We start from the raw sequence: 17028 nt of genomic DNA, 5'->3' as shown, positions 1-17028 counted from the left end.
GGGTAGAATGGAAGATATTGATAAAAGCGGAGGTGTCTATGGAACAAAATAGTACATTAGAAGAACGGAAAAAAAGATTGATTGGCTATATCGAAAGTGAAGACTATATTCCTATGAAGCGTAAAGAGATTCGTCAGATGATAGCTGTGCCGGATTCCGACCGAGCATTGTTTGATGGACTGGTGGAGGAATTGATTGACGAAGGAAAAGTGATTGAAACAAAAAAAGGAAAGCTGATGGCACCAAAAAGCTTAAATATGTCTACTGGTATTTTTATGGGACATGCCAAAGGGTTCGGATTTGTTACGCCCGATGAAGGTGGGGATGATATTTTTATTCCCGCTAACGAAACCGGTGGTGCCATGCAAAAAGACAGGGTACTTTACAAAGTACTTCGTGGCGGAGATAGAGATAAAAAAGCCGACGGTGTAATCATCAAAGTTTTAGAGAGAGGAATTGCCCGTGTTGTTGGCCTTTATGAGCAAAGCAAAGGATTTGGCTTTGTTATTGCCGACGACAAGAAGTTTGCCAAGGATATTTTTATTTCTAAGGAGAATGGCAAAGGGGCTGTAACTGGCCACAAGGTTGTTGTGGAAATTATTAATTATGGAGAGGAACGACGTAATCCAGAAGGAAAGATTGTTGAGATTCTGGGGCATGTAAATGACCCAGGTGTTGATATTTTATCTGTCATTCGCCGTTTTGACTTAGCCATAGAATTTCCCGATGAAGTTTATAGGGAAATCGAAAATCTGGAAACAGAAGTTTTGGATGAGCATAAAGAAGGAAGAGAAGATTTTAGAGAAATTTTAACCATCACCATTGATGGGGAAGATGCAAAAGACTTAGATGATGCAGTTTCTTTATCACGAACGGAAAAGGGAAATTATTTGCTGGGGGTGCATATAGCTGATGTTACCAATTATGTGCGTGAACATACGGCTATGGATCAAGAGGCGTATGCTAGGGGTACCAGCGTTTACTTGGTAGATCGGGTTATTCCCATGTTACCCCATAAGCTGAGTAACGGTATTTGCTCATTGAATCCCCAGACAGACCGACTGGCAATGAGTTGCATTATGGAGATTGATCAGCATGGAAATGTAGTTGACCATAAAATTTGCGAATCTGTCATTCACTCAAACTATCGAATGACATATACGGCAGTTCGTGAAATTATAGAGGATCAGACACCGACTCTTTTAGAGGAATATGAAGAAATTGTGCCTATGCTTACAGAAATGAATGAACTAAGACAAATCTTAGGTGAAAAGAGAAGAAAAAGAGGATCCGTAAACTTCGACTTGCCTGAGTCTAAAATCATTTTAAATGAGCAGGGCAAACCCATTGAAATTCGTCCTTATGAAAGAAGCATTGCAACGAACTTGATTGAGGAATTCATGTTGGTTTGTAATGAAACCGTTGCGGAGAATGCATTTTGGCAGGAGATTCCCTTTATGTATCGTACCCACTTAGAGCCAGATGAAGAAAAGCTACAGCGTATGGAGCAGTTCATTCGTGGATTTGGGTATCACCTGCGGAAAAAAGATGGTGAAATTCATCCAAGGGAAATACAAAGAGTTTTACACGACGCTGAAGGGTCGGATCAGGAGAGAATTATTACGAGAGTAATTTTACGCAGTATGATGCAGGCCCGCTATGGTGCAGACAACTTGGGACATTTTGGTTTGGCAGCAAAATATTATTGCCACTTTACCTCTCCTATTCGCCGTTACCCAGACTTGGAAATTCACAGGATGTTGAAAAAAGTCATTCATGGAAAAATGGGTGAAATGGAGTCCAGAGAGTATCACAAAAAGATGCCAGAGATGGCAAAGCACTGCTCTAAGCGAGAACGTATTGCGGAAGAAGCGGAAAGAGATACAGATCAGTTGAAAAAAGTTGAGTATATGGAAGATAAAATTGGCCAGCTTTTTGAGGGTATTATTTCAGGTGTAACCAACTGGGGTATTTATGTAGAATTGCCCAATACCATTGAAGGTATGGTTTCTTTGGCTATGCTTGACGATGATTATTATGAGTTTGACGAAAGGCGTATGCTGGTTTTTGGCAGGAAGACAGGCAAAATATATCGTTTAGGGGACAAGGTAACAGTTGTTGTTGCGAAAGTTTCCAAAGAAATGGGCACCATTGACTTTTTATTTGAAGATAACGCAGAATAAAGAAAAGGCAAAAGCTTTAAGCTTTTGCCTTTTTCAGTACATTAAACTAAGTTTCGTTGGTTTGTGTTTCATGAATCATTGATTTTTTCTTTTTTAATGTGTACTTTGCAACGATACACCAAATCATAATCCAAGTAAAAGCAACGGACAAATAAGGAAATGAAATCGGAGTCGTAACAATGCAATAGATGCCAAAAATAACACCTAATATACATATGAAGAGAACCAGATTACAGCCCAGGGACACTCGTTTTTTCATAAATAAGCCTCCATTTTATTGTTACCTTTGTAATTATATAGTTTATGTTAAGGTACTTTACCAAACCCAATATCATTATGATAAAGGAATTTTGATTGTTTTGCAATGGAAATTTGCTGTTGCATGAAGGCTTAAATGAACAATAAAACCAATGAATCACCATTTTTTTGCTACTGTTTAGTATAAAGACTTTCGTCTAAATACTTAATGGAAGGTTTCGGTTTTCTTTCCATTTTGCAATTATTTCTTCAATTTGTAGCAGCGGTACATTCCCATCATAAAACCGGCACCATAAATTAAAAAAGATAAAGCGATTAACACTTTTGCATTCGATGTAGTTGCTATTTGCCTATAGATGAAGGCAAGAAACATAAAACCGGCACTGATAGCGGAGCAAAAAGCGATCAAAAAAAGCTGATTTGCAGCAAGCTCTGCCACGGAAGGGTCTTTATTAAAATCCAGTAGGAACCGAGAATTCATTTGTTTCATGGACTTACCTTCCTTGTAAAAAAATACAGCAATACAAGATAAGAGAATAGTGTATACTAACATAATTTCCTCCTTATGGATTTGATGTAGATAAAGTGTATCATCTCATAGATTTTAACGCAAGAAACAGAGTGGAATGAAATTAAAAAGGGGGAAGTGTATTTACCAATTTTTAAAATTGTATTAATAAAAATACATTAATTTTTTCGTATAACGCATTGTATTATTAAAAAAAATATGGTACTTTTATAAAGTAAAGCATAGCTGTATTGATGCGGCTATGTACAAAAGGAATAAGGGGAGCGGTAGTATGGATCAGGGTTTAGAAAAAAGGTATGGCCTTTTGACTGCAATTGCCATGGTAGTCGGTATTGTTATCGGCAGTGGTGTATTCTTTAAGGCAGAGAAAGTTTTAGTGGCAACAGGGGGGAATCTTCCCCAAGGTATTTTAGCGTGGTTTTTAGGTGGTATGGTTATGGTTGCCTGTGCATATAATTTTGCGGTTTTGGCAACAAGATATGAAAAAGTAAGTGGTATTGTTGACTATGCGGAAACCATGGTAGGCCCCAAATATGGTTATTTCTTTGCATGGTTTATGGCAACCATTTATTTTCCTGCAATGACTTCCGTAGTGGCATGGGTTTCTGCCAGATATTTCTGTGTTTTGATGGGCTGGGATATCGTTGGTCCTCAGGCCATGACAATATCATGTTTATTCTTAGTAGGCAGCTATGTACTAAATGCACTTTCTCCTAGACTAGCAGGGAAGTTACAAGTATCAACAACGGTGATCAAGTTAATTCCTTTAGGCTTAATGGCAATAGTTGGTACAATTTTTGGTTTGAAAAATGGAATCCTTGTGGAGAATTTTAACGGAACGGTAATTGCAGATGTTCAGGGTAACCCGCTGTTTACCGCTGTTGTAGGCACTTGTTTTGCTTATGAAGGTTGGATTTGTGCAACAAGTATTAATGCAGAGCTAAAAGAGGCAAAGCGTAACTTACCTTTGGCATTGGTAATCGGTACAATATTTGTTGTATTGGTTTATATGCTTTACTATGTTGGTTTGGCGGGTGCCGTTGAAAACAGTGTTATGATGGAAGGTGGCGAAGCGGGGGCGAAAATTGCCTTCTCCACGGTATTTACCCAGGCTGGTGGTGCATTACTATTTGTGTTTGTTGTTATTTCTTGCCTAGGTACTTTAAATGGCTTAATGTTGGCATGTACTCGTGGTTTTTATGCCATGGCAGCAAGAAACGAAGGGCCTGCACCTCATGTGTTTAATGGGTTAGATAAGGTAACCAATATGCCTACCAACTCATCGGCTATGGGTGTTTTGATGGCTGCAATTTGGCTTACATATTTTTATGGAGCGAACTTAACAGAACCTTGGTTTGGGCCATTTTGCTTTGACAGTTCAGAATTGCCGATTATTACAATTTATGCTATGTATGTCCCTATTTTTTTAATGCAGTTGATCAAAGGGAAAGATTTAGGGGTATTCAATCGCTATATTGCCCCTGTTTTAGGGATTATGGCCAGCGGATTTATGGTAGTTGCAGCAGTTGTTTCCTTAGGGCAATCAATCATTTATTACTTAATACTGTTTGCAGTAATTATGTGCATTGGGTTCGTATTGAAAAATTACGGACATGAAAAAACAGAATAAAATCAACGTCTAAGGCGGAGACTTCTCCGCCTTTTTGTTACGAAGAAATAGTTGACATATGATTCATAAGCTGTATACTATTAATAAACAACATATGTCGAAAACAAAGGGGGAGTTTTTGTGGCAAGACCGCGAAAATGCAGAAAAGTTTGCTCATTACCAGAGAATATCGGATTTGCACCAATGAACGGGATTGACGATGAAAATCGTGTCATAATGGCTGTAGATGAATACGAAACAATACGCCTCATCGATTTAGTTGGATATACACAAGAAGAATGTGCAGAGCAAATGCATATAGCCAGAACAACGGTTCAGGGTATTTATTATGATGCAAGAAAGAAATTGGCAGATGCATTAGTACATGGTAAGGTACTTTATATCGAGGGAGGGGACTTTGCTCTTTGTGAAGGCGCTAACCCTTGTGGAAAAAAATGTGAAAGGTTTTGCTGCAAGAAAAATAAAAAAGTAAATAAACGTTAGGAGATGTAAGTATGAGTGAAAGTTGTTCTCATAACTGCGGAAGTTGTTCTTCCGATTGTGCAAGCAGAAAACCCGCTGATTTATTGATACCACCCAATGAACACAGCAAAATTAAAAAAGTGATTGCCGTTGTAAGCGGTAAGGGCGGTGTTGGTAAATCTATGGTTACGTCGTCCATGGCTGTTTTGACGAACCGTTTGGGCAAGAGAACGGCAGTTTTGGATGCGGATATTACAGGTCCATCTATTCCAAAAGCTTTTGGTATGGCGGATAAGGCTTATGGAACGGAGCGAGGGATGCTTCCTTGTGAAACCAAAAAAGGAATCAAGGTTATGTCTGTAAACCTTTTATTGGACAATGAAACAGATCCCGTGGTTTGGCGTGGTCCTATTATTGCGGAAACAGTAAAACAATTCTGGAAAGATGTCCTTTGGGGTGATGTGGATTACATGTTTATCGATATGCCTCCTGGTACAGGGGACGTTCCATTAACTGTATTTCAATCCATTGCCATTGACGGAATTATTATAGTAACCTCTCCCCAAGAGTTGGTTGGTATGATTGTGGACAAAGCTGTAAAGATGGCAGAGATGATGAATGTACCAATTTTAGGTATTGTAGAAAATCTTTCCTATTTTGTCTGTCCCCAATGTGATGAGGTTCATAAAATTTTCGGAGAAAGCAACATAGACGCGATTGCACAGAAGCATAATATACCTGTAGTTTGCAAGTTACCTATTGACCCTAGTATTGCAGCTCGCTGCGATAGAGGGGAGACAGAAGACTTTGAAGGCGATTGGTTAAACCCTCTTGTAGACTACTTAGAAAAAAGATGAGGTGATTGGAATGAAAAAAATTATTGGTGTACCCTATGAAAACGGACAAGTATTTCAGCACTTTGGACATTCAGAAAAATTCAAATTATATACTACGGAAGACAAAGTGATTTTATCTGCCGAAGAAGTAAGTACCAATGGCAGCGGCCACGGATTGTTGGCAGAATTTTTGAATGTTCATGGCGTGTCTGTTTTGATTTGCGGAGGTATTGGTGGCGGTGCAAAGGATGCACTTGCCCAGAAGGAAATTGCTATATTCCCAGGGGTTCAGGGAGATGCGGATGAAAGGGTTCAGGAATATTTGAACGGCGAACTAGACTTTAACCCTGATACCCATTGCAATCATCACCATGGCGACCATGATTGTGGCGATGACCATGGACATCATTGCGGAAATCATTAATTAAGGTTAGGTGATATGAGTATTAATTGGAAAAAAAAGACCATGGCATTAGTCGGGGTAATTCTCATTGGTATCGTTATTTACCTGCTATATGTGATTTTATCCTATAAACGAATTAAAGATAATCAGCCATTGGAAATTAATCAAAACTCTACCATAGAATCAATAAAAATGGGAGAAGTTTATCGCGTAATGACGTATAATATAGGCTTTGGCGCATATACCCCAGAGTATAGTTTTTTCATGGACGGGGGAAAAAGCTCAGTGGCAGAAAGTAAGGATAAGGTCCTTGGGTGTATTAATGGTTCTGCTCAGATTGCTAAGGAATTCGAACCTGACTTCTTGCTATTGCAGGAGGTGGATTTGGATGCCACAAGAAGTTATCATGTAAATCAAAAGGAAATTTTTGATAATGTTTTTTCTGAATATGATAACCAAAGCGCTATCATTTATAATTCTGCGTTTTTGTTTTACCCAATTTGGGAGCCCCATGGTAAGTCACTATCTACCATTGCGGTATACTCACGCTACCAAATTGACAGTGCCCTGCGGCGCAGTTTGCCAATTTCTGAAGGATTCAACAAATTTTTGGATTTAGATCGGTGCTATACAAAAAGCCAAATTTCCGTTGAAAATGGCAAGTTCCTTTGTCTATACAACGTGCATCTATCTGCCTATGGAAATGATGCCTCAATCCGGTCGGCACAAATTGAAATGTTGGTGAAAGACATGGAGCAGGAGTATAAAGATGGGAACTATATCGTTTGCGGTGGAGACTTTAACCATGATTTGCTAAGTATGGAGGATGACTTGAGAAACGAGTTGCCTGAAACATTCCATCTTGCTGGTGACCTTTTCCCTCAGAGCAAAATTATGATGCAGGCGAAAAGCAGCAGGGCCAATGACATCCCTTTTGACCCTGAGAAATCCTTTGTGGTGACTTTGGACGGGTTTATCGTGTCTGAAAATATTGAGGTATTGGATTATACAGTATCTGATGAGAAATTTGCCTATTCCGATCATAACCCAGTGACCATGCAGTTCAAATTGAAAACATAAATGGAAGGCTCTCTGAAAAGGAGGGTCTTTTTATTTTTCAAACAAGAGATTATATAACAATATGATTTTTTAAGTGGGTAAAGGAGTGACATAAGAGGCTATATCTTAACAATAACTGACTAATAATAGCTTGAATTTTGCAGTGAAAATGCACAAAGGGCAAAAATGGACGATTCGGTTTTGACTATGTATCAATATAAATACAAATTTATGTTGAAAATGAATCATATTATAGATATTTTGTTCATGGATTAGGATAATTTACTCATTTATTTCGTAAAATTTGATTAGCGATGAATAAAACTATACTAGATATTTTTTAATGCTGATTTAATAAAACGAGTCAAAAAAAATATAAAAAATTAATAAAAATTGTACACTTTTTTGATAAAGGTGGGTTGTAGCATATTTACCTTTATAAAAAAATACTTGTTTTTTTGAAATAATCATATAAAATAGTAAATAGGTAACAGAATCTGAGGGAGCATCTTAATTTTGTATTCGACAAAAAAAGCTCATGCGTTATCGTGGGGACGATTTGAGTTGTCATACAAGTGCGAGGTGATGATTCTGGCCGGTGTACTTATTTTAATAATAATTTGGGAGGGAATTAAATGGAAGCAATTAACAATTTTGTATCCACCATCAATGGTTTTGTATGGGGTCCTGTAATGCTGATTCTGTTGTTTGGTACTCATGTTTATCTTACACTCAGAACAAAAGTAATCCAGAGACATATTTTTAAAGCGATTAGGCTCTCTATAACACCTGATGATGAAGCGGAAGGCGACGTTTCCGGTTTTGGTGCGTTGGCAACGGCTTTGGCAGCAACAATTGGTACAGGTAACATCGTAGGTGTGGCGACTGCAGTATCTATTGGTGGTCCTGGTGCAATTTTCTGGTGCTGGTTAACAGGTCTTTTTGGTATTGCTACTAAATATGGCGAAGCTTTGTTGGCGATTAAGTACAGAGTGAAAGATAGCACTGGTGCCATGATTGGTGGTCCTATGTATGCACTGGAAAGAGGTCTTGGACAGAAATGGTTAGGCGTATTGTTCGCTGTTTTTGCTGGTTTCGCTTGTTTCGGTATCGGTAACATGACACAGGCAAACTCCATTTCTACAATGGTTCGTGACAACTTTGGCCTTCCTATCTGGGCTACAGGCCTTATCATTACAGTTGGTACAGCTGTGGTTATCCTTGGCGGCGTTAAGTCTATTGCAAGGGTTTGTGAAAAGTTAGTTCCCTTAATGGCAGGTCTTTATATCTTAGGCTGTGTTGTTATTATAGTTTTGAATGCGTCTTATATTGTACCTGCATTTAAACTGATTGTAGGTAGCGCATTTACAGGTAGTGCAGCTGGCGGTGGTTTTGTTGGTGCAACAGTAATGTTAGCAATTCGTTATGGTATCGCTCGTGGTTTGTTTACAAACGAATCTGGTTTAGGTTCTGCACCTATTGCCGATGCGGCTGCTATGACAAGAAACCCTGTACGTCAGGCTTTGATTGCGATGTCTGGTGTTTTCTGGGATACAATTATTGTATGTGCTTTGACAGGTTTGGTTTTGGTGTCTTCTATTTTGAAGAATCCCGAAGGTATGGCTGGATTAAACGGTGGTGCTTTAACATCTGCAGCATTTAACGGCATTCCCGTAATCGGTCCTATTGTATTAACAGTCGGGTTGATCACATTTGCTTGGTCTACAATCTTAGGCTGGAGCTACTATGGTGAAAGAGCTTGGGTATACTTATTAGGCACAAAGTCCATTATGCCTTTCCGTGTAGCTTGGGTTATTGTAGTATTTATCGGTAGTGTTACAGCTCTTGACTTGGTATGGAATATAGCGGATACATTGAATGCGATGATGGCATTCCCTAACTTGGTTGCGTTATTGGGCTTAAGTGGTGTTATTGTATCTGAAACAAAGAAATATCTGTGGGACGACAATATGGAAGGTTGGTCTACAGATGAAATTCCTACAGTAAATAGATAATTTAGCAAAAACCCACGAAAGACGGCATTTATGCCGTCTTTTTTTGTGGGGAGAAAAACCACTCAGACGCATGGTTCAAAAGGCTTTTGGCGATGGGAGCTATTCTGAGCCAAACGTATAGGGAAACTGCAAAAATCCTTATCCTAGGCGGATAAGGGAATATCAAATACCGCTCAGTTGTATAAGATGAGCGGTATTTTTGTAACTGGATGGCGCCCCTGAATATGGCCACCTTTTTGCGGGCAATGGAAGCTGTCTATGAAATCAACTACAGGTGCGGCAGCAATACCAACTTTCGGTCAGTGGACAGGGACGTTTTATTGGCTTCCGGGTTTAGTATTTTAGGGTATGTTACCTTTATCTTTTCTGAATCAGCAGGGCAATATTATACAAGAATGCCAATGCCACTTGTGAAAAATGGGAAAGGAGGACAAATTATATGAAGCAAGAGATTAGAAAGGTAAAATATGATGCTGAATTAAAGGTGGAGGCCTATCATTTTCGAGAGATTATGCAGAAATTCCCCAATCATTTTCATGAATACTATATGATTGGCTTTATTGAAATGGCCAGCGTTTTTTAGCTTGCAAAAAAAGGAATACACCTTAGATCCAGGAAATTTATTATTGTTTAATCCTCATGATAATCATGCGTGTGAACAAATCAACGGCAAAATCCTGGATTATCGGTGTATCAATATCCAACCAGAAATCAGCAGTCTTTGAAATAACAGGAAAAGAAGATTTGCCTTATTTTACGCCGCAAGTACTATTTCGTAGTGAATTGGTTGCTGTACTTCGGGATTTACATCAAATGATAATGGAAGAAGAAAGAGATTTTAGAAAGGAAGAAAGCTTCTTTTTCCTTTTGAAACAGCTGATTGAGGAATATACCGAACAGGCTTTGCCAACTTTGCCAACAGAAAACGCAGAGCAAAGTGCGCAGGCAAGGATAGTCTGTTGGAAAAACATTACATGGAGAATATTACACTTGATGACCTATGCAAGCTGACAGGGCTAAGCAAATACTATCTTCTTCGCTCGTTTACGAAGCAAAAGGGTATTTCCCCAAAGAAATGCTGAAGCGAGGTGTTTTACCAATAGATGTGGCCTTGCAGACAGGCTTTACCGACCAGAGCCACTTTTCCAACTTTTTCAAAAGGTTTATAGGGCTGACACCAAAGCAAATCCTAAGATTGTTAGAAAAAATAGGGCAATCCAAGCTGATATTAATAAATAAACAAACAAAGAGATATAGAGTTAGTTGAAAAAAAGTTTGGTGCCAAAGGTAGACATAAGTAATTTAATGGAAAAAGAAAAATATTCGCATTTTATATTGCGAAAATTTCATAATCAAGAGGAGAGAGCTACTTTTAAATAGGAAGAGGCTTGGCGGAAAAAATCAGCCTATTGAGCAAGAAAATAGCCAAGTCTGCTAAAACTTGTTAAGAACTCGTTAAAAAAAAGACGTCTGATCCTTTATTTTATGCAGAAATGGGTTTTTTTTGAGAAAAGCAAGCAATGAAATGGATGAATTTATATGCATATTGCTTCAAATCAGTGTGCATTGTATGACAAGAATTCAATTATGTTACAATTATTTTTAAATATACGGGTTTTTATTAAAAATGATTAGTGCAAATAGTGTAAAAATAAATTAAAATTAGCCCTTATAACAGGTGCATTTGCATAATTTGTTGCACAAAAAAGAAAACTTTGTGTTTTTATGTCACAAAAAAAGCTTGAAATTTAAAAATAATTAGGTAAAATAAGATATAAGCAAGAGGATCTAAAACGTTTAGTAAAACAACTTAAATGTCAAATTTATAACAAGGAGGCGTGGGGGAGAAGTTGCAAATAACGTGGTCGTAGATACTCTGGCTGGAGCACTCATTCATATTTAATTAGGGGGGAATAGCATGGAAGCAATAAACGATTTTGTATCAACCATCAATGGCTTCGTATGGGGGCCTGTAATGCTGGTTTTGCTGTTTGGTACACATGTTTTCTTAACGTTTAGAACAAGATTTATTCAAAGACATATTTTTAAAGCAATAAAACTTTCTATTACACCTGACAATGAAGCGGAAGGCGATGTATCAGGTTTTGGAGCCTTGGCAACGGCTTTGGCCGCTACCATTGGTACTGGTAATATTGTTGGTGTTGCAACAGCGGTTGCGTTAGGTGGCCCAGGTGCGATTTTGTGGTGCTGGCTGACAGGCCTTTTTGGTATAGCAACAAAATATGGCGAGGCTTTGCTAGCAATCAAATATAGGGTAAAAGATAAAACTGGCGCTATGGTAGGTGGCCCTATGTATGCTTTGGAAAGAGGACTTGGCCAGAAGTGGTTGGGTGTATTATTCGCATTATTTGCTGGTGTTGCTTGTTTTGGTATCGGAAATATGACTCAAGCCAACTCCATCGCAACTATGGTTGATGCAAACTTTGGTATTCCTTCATGGATTACCGGTATTATTTTAACGATTGGTACAGCTTTGGTTATTCTGGGTGGCGTAAAGTCCATCGCAAAGACATGTGAAAAACTGGTTCCTTTTATGGCAGGTTTTTATATCTTAGGTTGTATTATTATTCTTGCAATCAACGGCGCTTATGTTGGTGCTGCACTAAAAACCATTGTTACAAGTGCCTTTACACCAACAGCAGCCGGTGGCGGTTTTGTTGGGGCAACAGTAATGATGGCAATTCGTTTCGGTATCGCTCGTGGTTTGTTTACTAACGAATCTGGCTTAGGTTCTGCACCTATTGCTGATGCTGCTGCTATGACAAGAAACCCTGTACGTCAAGCTTTAATTGCTATGTCTGGCGTATTCTGGGATACAATTATTGTATGTGCATTAACAGGTTTGGTGTTGGTAACTTCCATTTTGAAAAACCCTGAAGCAATGTCAGGTTTAAATGGTGGTATGCTTACCACAGCAGCTTTTGATACAATTCCAGTTATTGGTCCAATTGTACTTACCATTGGCTTAATTACATTTGCATGGTCTACCATTTTGGGATGGAGCTACTATGGTGAAAGATCTTGGGTATACCTTGTTGGAACCAAGGCAATTAAACCTTTCCGTTTTGCTTGGGTAGTTGTAGTATTTATTGGCTGTATTACAGCTCTTGACCTTGTTTGGAATATTGCGGATACATTGAATGCTATGATGGCGTTCCCTAACTTGGTTGCTTTGCTTGGACTGAGCGGTGTTATTGTTTCCGAAACTAGGAAATATCTGTGGGATGATAATATGGACGGTTGGTCCACAGATGAAATCCCTACAGTAAACAAATAATTTTTGTGTAACACAACCCCACGGCAAAAAGACGGCATAAAATGCCGTCTTTTTGTTTGCTAAAAGGAAGGACGACATTAAACTCTTTTTGCTACTGCTGTAGTCAAATCTATTCCTGAAGCATGGAATCTATGTTAGAGCTAGAAAGCTTTTTTATATACCCATGCAGACACATTGCGGCTTCAACCCCGTTCTTTTCGCATAGATAGGGAGGATTTTTTCAAATTATCAATTTACCAATATTTTCTACATCAAGTTTCTTCTATCGATACTTCGGGAAAAAAGTGTAGCATATATTCACTTTAACCCCTGTTGGGTCGTGCCCAAATATCTATTGAATTCTACTATTAGGAAACCCATTTAATCATTAAAAAGAGTTTACCTGATATGGGCCTTTTACTCCAACGAAATGTTCATAGATTACTTGTACGAAAGCAAAAAAACTACGTCTCTTTAGAAACGTAGTTTAAAGTGTGAGTGACATGATTCGAACACGCGGCCTTCTGATCCGTAGTCAGACGCTCTATCCAGCTGAGCTACACTCACATAGCTTTTCGGAACATTTAATATCATAATGGATTGAGATATATTTGTCAAGAGTTATTTTGGAAGTTTTGATAAAAACTCCTTTTTCTATGCGCCAGAAATGAATTTTCATTGAAAAGCTCAGAAAAAGGAGTTTCTTTTTATTTATTTTTATAAATATTGGGTAAGATCTTTGTTAACTGCTGTGAGTGTTGCAAGCTATTTCGCACCAGCCTTCTTGGAACGGCAGTTATTCTTTTTGCTGCCCTTACACCAAGCACCAAGGGGATTATGGGGGCGGCAACTTTTTCGGGCCTTTCCCCACTTTGCAAAATATTATCGTATAAGGATTCAACACTTGTGCAGAAAGTTTCAACAGAAAGTTCTTTCATCGTTTCCATTCCTGCTTGGGATAACCTGTTTTGAAGGTTCTCATCCGTTAGTACCTGATAAAGAAGCTCAGGCAAATCATCCTTATTTTCAAATAGTAAGCCCGTAAGGTTATGGGTAACAATATTATTCATGCAAGGATCATTTTTAGCCACTACAGGAACCCCTGCGGCCATGGATTCTGCAAAAGTAAGGCCTTGGGTTTCGGTAACGGATGCACTGCAAAAAACGTTTCCTAGTTGATAATACTTTCCGATTTCTGTCCAAGGTTTGCCACCAGTGAAAATAACATGTTCTTCAATGCCTAATGACCTAGCCAAAAGGGCTAAGTTATCTTTCTCAGGACCTTCCCCAACAACTACCATCTTTGCCGTGGGTAGCTTATTTAATAAGCTTGGCATTGCTTCCATTACCAAATCAATACTTTTTTCCTTTGCCACTCGCCCTAAGGAAAGAACCACGGGGGTATCTTCCTCTAGGCCGTAAGAATGACGGAGTTCAAGAATTTCCTCTCGTGAGAAGTTATCCCGACTAAAGTGTGTCGTATCAATTCCCGTTGGGATGATAGAAATGGGGGTGGTCACCCCATAGCTTAATAAAAGATCCTCGGTTTTTTTAGTTGGTACGATTACATCTGTGGTAACGTTACAAAAGGCCTTGCTAAAGTCCCTTGCCATTTCTGGTGAAATAATATGTCCCCCCGCAATATAATGAACATAATCTTCGTACATTGTGTGGTATGTATGTACCAAGGGGATTCCTTGGGTAGTTGAAATGAATTTTCCCAAAAAGCCTAAGGAAAATTCAGTTTGCGTGTGTATAATATCTAGATTGAGAGAATAAATTTTTTTCCAAAGGTGTGGCGGACAAAGCAACCCAGCACGAAAGCTCTTGGCAAAGAGGAAAGGCATGCTAGGAATTCGAAAAACATTTGGTTCGTCAATTTCTGGCGTACGAGGGTCCCATGGGGTAAAAATATAAACATTGTGGCCTTTTTTTTCTAATCCATGAGCCAATGTACGGATTGAGGTAGCGACTCCATTTATTTGTGGAAAATATGTGTCTGAAAAAATACCTATATTCATAAAAATACTCCTTAGTCCATTAAAATTAATCTTGTCCTTAGGAAATTTTAATACACTTCTTATTTTTTTACAACATAGAAAAGCTTAGGAATTTGTGAAGAATTTATTAATTTTCTCATTCTAGGCTTTTATGCTATACTGAAAAGAGTATAGATAGGAGCGTAGGATATGGCTAAAAAATTAAACGAAAATCAAAGAATTGCCGTAAATCATGGGGATGGACCAATGATGGTGTTGGCAGGGCCGGGCAGCGGGAAGACTACTGTAATCCTCTGCAGATTACGTCGCCTTTTGTCTGAAAGTGATAGTAAAAAGAACGGGATTCTTGTAGTAACTTTTACGAAGGCGGCAGCAACAGAAATGAAAGAACGATTTGGCCAAAGGGGTGAGGCAAGGGTTTTATTTGCCACATTCCATAGTCTTTTCTTTCGTGTTTTGCGGCGAACCTATGGGTATACATCAGAGCAGATTATTGGAGAAGATGAGAAGTTTAAGCTATTGCTTAATATTTTAGCTGAAAAAAATTGGGCTTTAGACGACCCAGAGGAGTTTGTATCCCAGTTTATTATGCAAGCATCTTTTATGCGAAATGAATTGATGACGCCTATGGAGTTTATTCCCCAAGGGTTAGAACAAGATATGTTTCGTCAATTGTATCGTGCTTATGATGGGTATAAAGAAAGACATGGAAAGTTGGACTTTGACGATATGCTGATACAATGTTATGAGCTTTTCATGGAGGATAGGGACACGCTGGCCTTTTGGCAAGAGAAATTTCCTTATATAATGGTAGATGAGTTTCAAGATGTGAACCAGGTGCAATATCAGTGTTTGAGGCTATTGGCAGCACCAAGAAACAACTTATTTGTTGTTGGAGACGATGATCAGAGTATATATAGTTTTCGTGGATCAAGGCCTGATTTTTTGCTTGAGTTTCAGAGACAATACCCCCAAAGTGAAAGCGTGGTTTTAGATGTTAATTATCGTTCCTCCCATCGGATTCTCTCTTTGGCAGGGAAGGTGATTGGAGTGAATGAAAACCGTTATGACAAGGCTTTAAAGGGTGTTAGTGGAGAAGGGGAAAAGGTTTCCTTTTTTTTAGCTGAGGACACAACGGCGGAGGCCGAGAATGTTGGGGAAAAAATAGCCGCTCTTTTGGATGACGGGATTGAACTACGTGAAATAGCGGTAATTTATCGTACCAACGTACAAGGAGGGGCCTTTGCTAGAGCTTTATACCGCCGAGGAATCCCTTACATCCTTCGAGATGGCGGTGGGAATATATATGATCATTGGATAGCCAAAGACCTCTTAGCATATTTAACCCTTGGTGAAAGCGAGGATGTGGATAGTGCCTTACGGCGTATTATAAACAAGCCCAAGCGGTACATAAGCAAAGAGATTTTGGAGGATGCGGAAAGGATGCCCTATACTTTATTACGGAGTTTTTTTGTTTGTCCAACTTTAAAAAAATGGCAAGAAGAAAATTTGGAAAAGCTTAGACAGGATTTGATTCAAGTCGGCAAAAGGAACCTTTTCGATGGAATAAACTATGTTCGTCGAGTAATCGGGTACGATGAATATTTAGAGGAGTATGCTGCGTTTCGAAAGTCCAGCGGAAGGGCATTGATTGAAATTGCCGATGAGATAACGGAAATTGCAAAGAAAACCGAAGATGTCCGAGCGTTCAGAAACAACCTGGAAGAAATGAGCCGACAAATGAAGGAGCAGTTTAAACTAAAAACAATGGGGACCCAGGGTGTTACCTTATCCACAATGCACGGGGCAAAGGGTTTAGAGTTTTACGCTGTTTTTTTGCCATCGTTGGTAGAAGGAATCGTTCCTCATGAAAAAGCTCTAGAGGCATTGGAGGAAGAGAGAAGATTATTTTACGTGGCAATTACCAGAACGAAGGAAAGGCTTTGCCTATCGGCTAGTAGAAGTCGTTATGGGAAAGAGACGAACCCGTCCAGATTTTTAAAAGAGATGGGCTTGGAAGTGGAGAAATTATTTCAAGGGTCTAAGGATACCCCACGTAGCTAAGGATTTTATGGAACTTCTACATTTTTTAAAGAGAGGCTGGTATTGTCGTAAGAAGGTTGTTTAAGAAACCTAAACAATTCGTAAGGAAATGTTAATACATTCCTGTTTTCGTGTTGTTATAATAATAAATGAAATAAAATCTTTTTTTATCTGTTTTTTCTTTTACTGAAACAGATTTTTTCAATGTAGGATATGGTTTTCCCTTGTGGAGGCTACTTTTGTGTTCTTTCATAGAAAAAGGCATGAGGTATTCAAACAAAGGGAGGGCAGGCGTTGAAAGAAGGAGATGGGTAGAATAAGGTATTTTACCTC

17 protein-coding genes and 1 tRNA gene are annotated in these 17028 nt (G+C 38.8%); 14 read left to right on the top strand and 4 right to left on the bottom strand.

Annotation, left to right across the window (positions count from 1 at the left end; all coding sequences use genetic code 11):
• The first annotated feature begins 38 nt into the window (after window positions 1-38).
• Window positions 39-2183, top strand: a complete 2145-nt coding sequence (gene rnr / locus RBQ60_RS12675) for a ribonuclease R (RefSeq protein WP_307884047.1) — start codon at window positions 39-41, stop codon at window positions 2181-2183.
• A 46-nt stretch (window positions 2184-2229) separates the two neighbouring features.
• Here rnr and RBQ60_RS12670 read toward each other — a convergent pair whose 3' ends face one another.
• Both RBQ60_RS12670 and RBQ60_RS12665 read right to left on the bottom strand, forming a co-directional pair.
• The gene (locus RBQ60_RS12670; RefSeq protein ID WP_307884046.1) at window positions 2230-2442 is read right to left on the bottom strand and encodes a hypothetical protein; all 213 of its coding nucleotides are present in this window, start codon (window positions 2440-2442) and stop codon (window positions 2230-2232) included.
• A 240-nt stretch (window positions 2443-2682) separates the two neighbouring features.
• On the bottom strand, window positions 2683-2994 hold the full coding sequence (locus RBQ60_RS12665) for a hypothetical protein (protein WP_307884045.1): 312 nt from the start codon (window positions 2992-2994) through the stop codon (window positions 2683-2685).
• A gap of 247 nt (window positions 2995-3241) precedes the next feature.
• Here RBQ60_RS12665 and RBQ60_RS12660 point away from each other — a divergent pair, with 247 nt between their 5' ends.
• The 12 genes from RBQ60_RS12660 (at window position 3242) to RBQ60_RS12625 (ending at window position 12673) form a co-directional block, all read left to right on the top strand.
• On the top strand, window positions 3242-4600 hold the full coding sequence (locus tag RBQ60_RS12660) for an APC family permease (protein WP_307884044.1): 1359 nt from the start codon (window positions 3242-3244) through the stop codon (window positions 4598-4600).
• A gap of 120 nt (window positions 4601-4720) precedes the next feature.
• On the top strand, window positions 4721-5083 hold the full coding sequence (locus tag RBQ60_RS12655; protein ID WP_307884043.1) for a DUF134 domain-containing protein: 363 nt from the start codon (window positions 4721-4723) through the stop codon (window positions 5081-5083).
• 11 nt (window positions 5084-5094) lie between these two features.
• Complete coding sequence (locus RBQ60_RS12650; RefSeq protein WP_307884042.1) at window positions 5095-5919, top strand: Mrp/NBP35 family ATP-binding protein; 825 nt, start codon at window positions 5095-5097, stop codon at window positions 5917-5919.
• Between the two features lie 10 nt (window positions 5920-5929).
• Complete coding sequence (locus RBQ60_RS12645) at window positions 5930-6322, top strand: NifB/NifX family molybdenum-iron cluster-binding protein (protein WP_307884041.1); 393 nt, start codon at window positions 5930-5932, stop codon at window positions 6320-6322.
• 15 nt (window positions 6323-6337) lie between these two features.
• Entirely contained in the window at window positions 6338-7381 is a 1044-nt protein-coding gene (locus RBQ60_RS12640; protein WP_307884040.1) for an endonuclease/exonuclease/phosphatase family protein, read from the top strand.
• 614 nt (window positions 7382-7995) lie between these two features.
• Entirely contained in the window at window positions 7996-9375 is a 1380-nt protein-coding gene (locus tag RBQ60_RS12635) for an alanine/glycine:cation symporter family protein (protein ID WP_307884039.1), read from the top strand.
• 439 nt (window positions 9376-9814) lie between these two features.
• Window positions 9815-9958, top strand: coding sequence for a hypothetical protein (locus RBQ60_RS15390; RefSeq protein WP_331654199.1), 144 nt, complete (start codon window positions 9815-9817; stop codon window positions 9956-9958).
• Window positions 9927-10100, top strand: coding sequence for an AraC family ligand binding domain-containing protein (locus tag RBQ60_RS15475; protein ID WP_334307439.1), 174 nt, complete (start codon window positions 9927-9929; stop codon window positions 10098-10100). Before RBQ60_RS15390 ends, RBQ60_RS15475 begins: the two co-directional genes overlap by 32 nt.
• Window positions 10030-10386 carry a hypothetical protein gene (locus RBQ60_RS15385; protein ID WP_331654198.1) on the top strand — a complete coding sequence of 119 codons (357 nt, stop codon included), beginning with the start codon at window positions 10030-10032 and terminating at the stop codon, window positions 10384-10386. The genes RBQ60_RS15475 and RBQ60_RS15385 overlap by 71 nt, the downstream gene beginning before the upstream one ends.
• Window positions 10350-10457 (top strand): hypothetical protein, encoded by a 108-nt coding sequence (locus RBQ60_RS15470; protein ID WP_334307438.1) that lies wholly within the window; start codon window positions 10350-10352, stop codon window positions 10455-10457. The genes RBQ60_RS15385 and RBQ60_RS15470 overlap by 37 nt, the downstream gene beginning before the upstream one ends.
• Window positions 10451-10642 (top strand): helix-turn-helix domain-containing protein, encoded by a 192-nt coding sequence (locus tag RBQ60_RS15465; RefSeq protein ID WP_334307437.1) that lies wholly within the window; start codon window positions 10451-10453, stop codon window positions 10640-10642. The genes RBQ60_RS15470 and RBQ60_RS15465 overlap by 7 nt, the downstream gene beginning before the upstream one ends.
• Window positions 10643-11293: 651 nt before the next feature.
• The gene (locus tag RBQ60_RS12625) at window positions 11294-12673 is read left to right on the top strand and encodes an alanine/glycine:cation symporter family protein (RefSeq protein WP_307884038.1); all 1380 of its coding nucleotides are present in this window, start codon (window positions 11294-11296) and stop codon (window positions 12671-12673) included.
• 472 nt (window positions 12674-13145) lie between these two features.
• Here the strand turns inward: RBQ60_RS12625 and RBQ60_RS12620 are convergent.
• Together RBQ60_RS12620 and RBQ60_RS12615 are read right to left on the bottom strand one after the other, a co-directional pair.
• Window positions 13146-13219 (bottom strand) — tRNA-Arg (locus RBQ60_RS12620).
• A gap of 140 nt (window positions 13220-13359) precedes the next feature.
• On the bottom strand, window positions 13360-14673 hold the full coding sequence (locus tag RBQ60_RS12615) for a glycosyltransferase family 4 protein (RefSeq protein ID WP_307884037.1): 1314 nt from the start codon (window positions 14671-14673) through the stop codon (window positions 13360-13362).
• A gap of 168 nt (window positions 14674-14841) precedes the next feature.
• Between RBQ60_RS12615 and RBQ60_RS12610 the strand changes: the two genes are divergently transcribed.
• On the top strand, window positions 14842-16716 hold the full coding sequence (locus tag RBQ60_RS12610) for an ATP-dependent helicase (RefSeq protein WP_307884036.1): 1875 nt from the start codon (window positions 14842-14844) through the stop codon (window positions 16714-16716).
• The last annotated feature ends 312 nt before the right edge of the window (window positions 16717-17028 follow it).

Origin of the sequence: Anaerotignum sp. MB30-C6, from assembly GCF_030908465.1 — a bacterium.
In the GTDB taxonomy this organism is placed as follows: domain Bacteria; phylum Bacillota; class Clostridia; order Lachnospirales; family Anaerotignaceae; genus Chakrabartyella.
The sequence above is the reverse complement of the archived record's forward strand: the minus strand, read 5'-3'. Positions and strand labels throughout refer to the sequence as shown.

Coding starts and splice junctions, on each gene's coding strand:
- RBQ60_RS15390 (WP_331654199.1), top strand. CDS start 9,815: ATGAAGCAAGAGATTAGAAAGGTAAAATATGATGCTGAATTAAAGGTG.
- RBQ60_RS12625 (WP_307884038.1), top strand. CDS start 11,294: ATGGAAGCAATAAACGATTTTGTATCAACCATCAATGGCTTCGTATGG.
- RBQ60_RS15470 (WP_334307438.1), top strand. CDS start 10,350: ATGGAGAATATTACACTTGATGACCTATGCAAGCTGACAGGGCTAAGC.
- RBQ60_RS12635 (WP_307884039.1), top strand. CDS start 7,996: ATGGAAGCAATTAACAATTTTGTATCCACCATCAATGGTTTTGTATGG.
- RBQ60_RS12665 (WP_307884045.1), bottom strand. CDS start 2,994: ATGTTAGTATACACTATTCTCTTATCTTGTATTGCTGTATTTTTTTAC.
- RBQ60_RS12640 (WP_307884040.1), top strand. CDS start 6,338: ATGAGTATTAATTGGAAAAAAAAGACCATGGCATTAGTCGGGGTAATT.
- RBQ60_RS12650 (WP_307884042.1), top strand. CDS start 5,095: ATGAGTGAAAGTTGTTCTCATAACTGCGGAAGTTGTTCTTCCGATTGT.
- RBQ60_RS12615 (WP_307884037.1), bottom strand. CDS start 14,673: ATGAATATAGGTATTTTTTCAGACACATATTTTCCACAAATAAATGGA.
- RBQ60_RS15465 (WP_334307437.1), top strand. CDS start 10,451: ATGCTGAAGCGAGGTGTTTTACCAATAGATGTGGCCTTGCAGACAGGC.
- rnr (WP_307884047.1), top strand. CDS start 39: ATGGAACAAAATAGTACATTAGAAGAACGGAAAAAAAGATTGATTGGC.
- RBQ60_RS12645 (WP_307884041.1), top strand. CDS start 5,930: ATGAAAAAAATTATTGGTGTACCCTATGAAAACGGACAAGTATTTCAG.
- RBQ60_RS12610 (WP_307884036.1), top strand. CDS start 14,842: ATGGCTAAAAAATTAAACGAAAATCAAAGAATTGCCGTAAATCATGGG.
- RBQ60_RS12660 (WP_307884044.1), top strand. CDS start 3,242: ATGGATCAGGGTTTAGAAAAAAGGTATGGCCTTTTGACTGCAATTGCC.
- RBQ60_RS12670 (WP_307884046.1), bottom strand. CDS start 2,442: ATGAAAAAACGAGTGTCCCTGGGCTGTAATCTGGTTCTCTTCATATGT.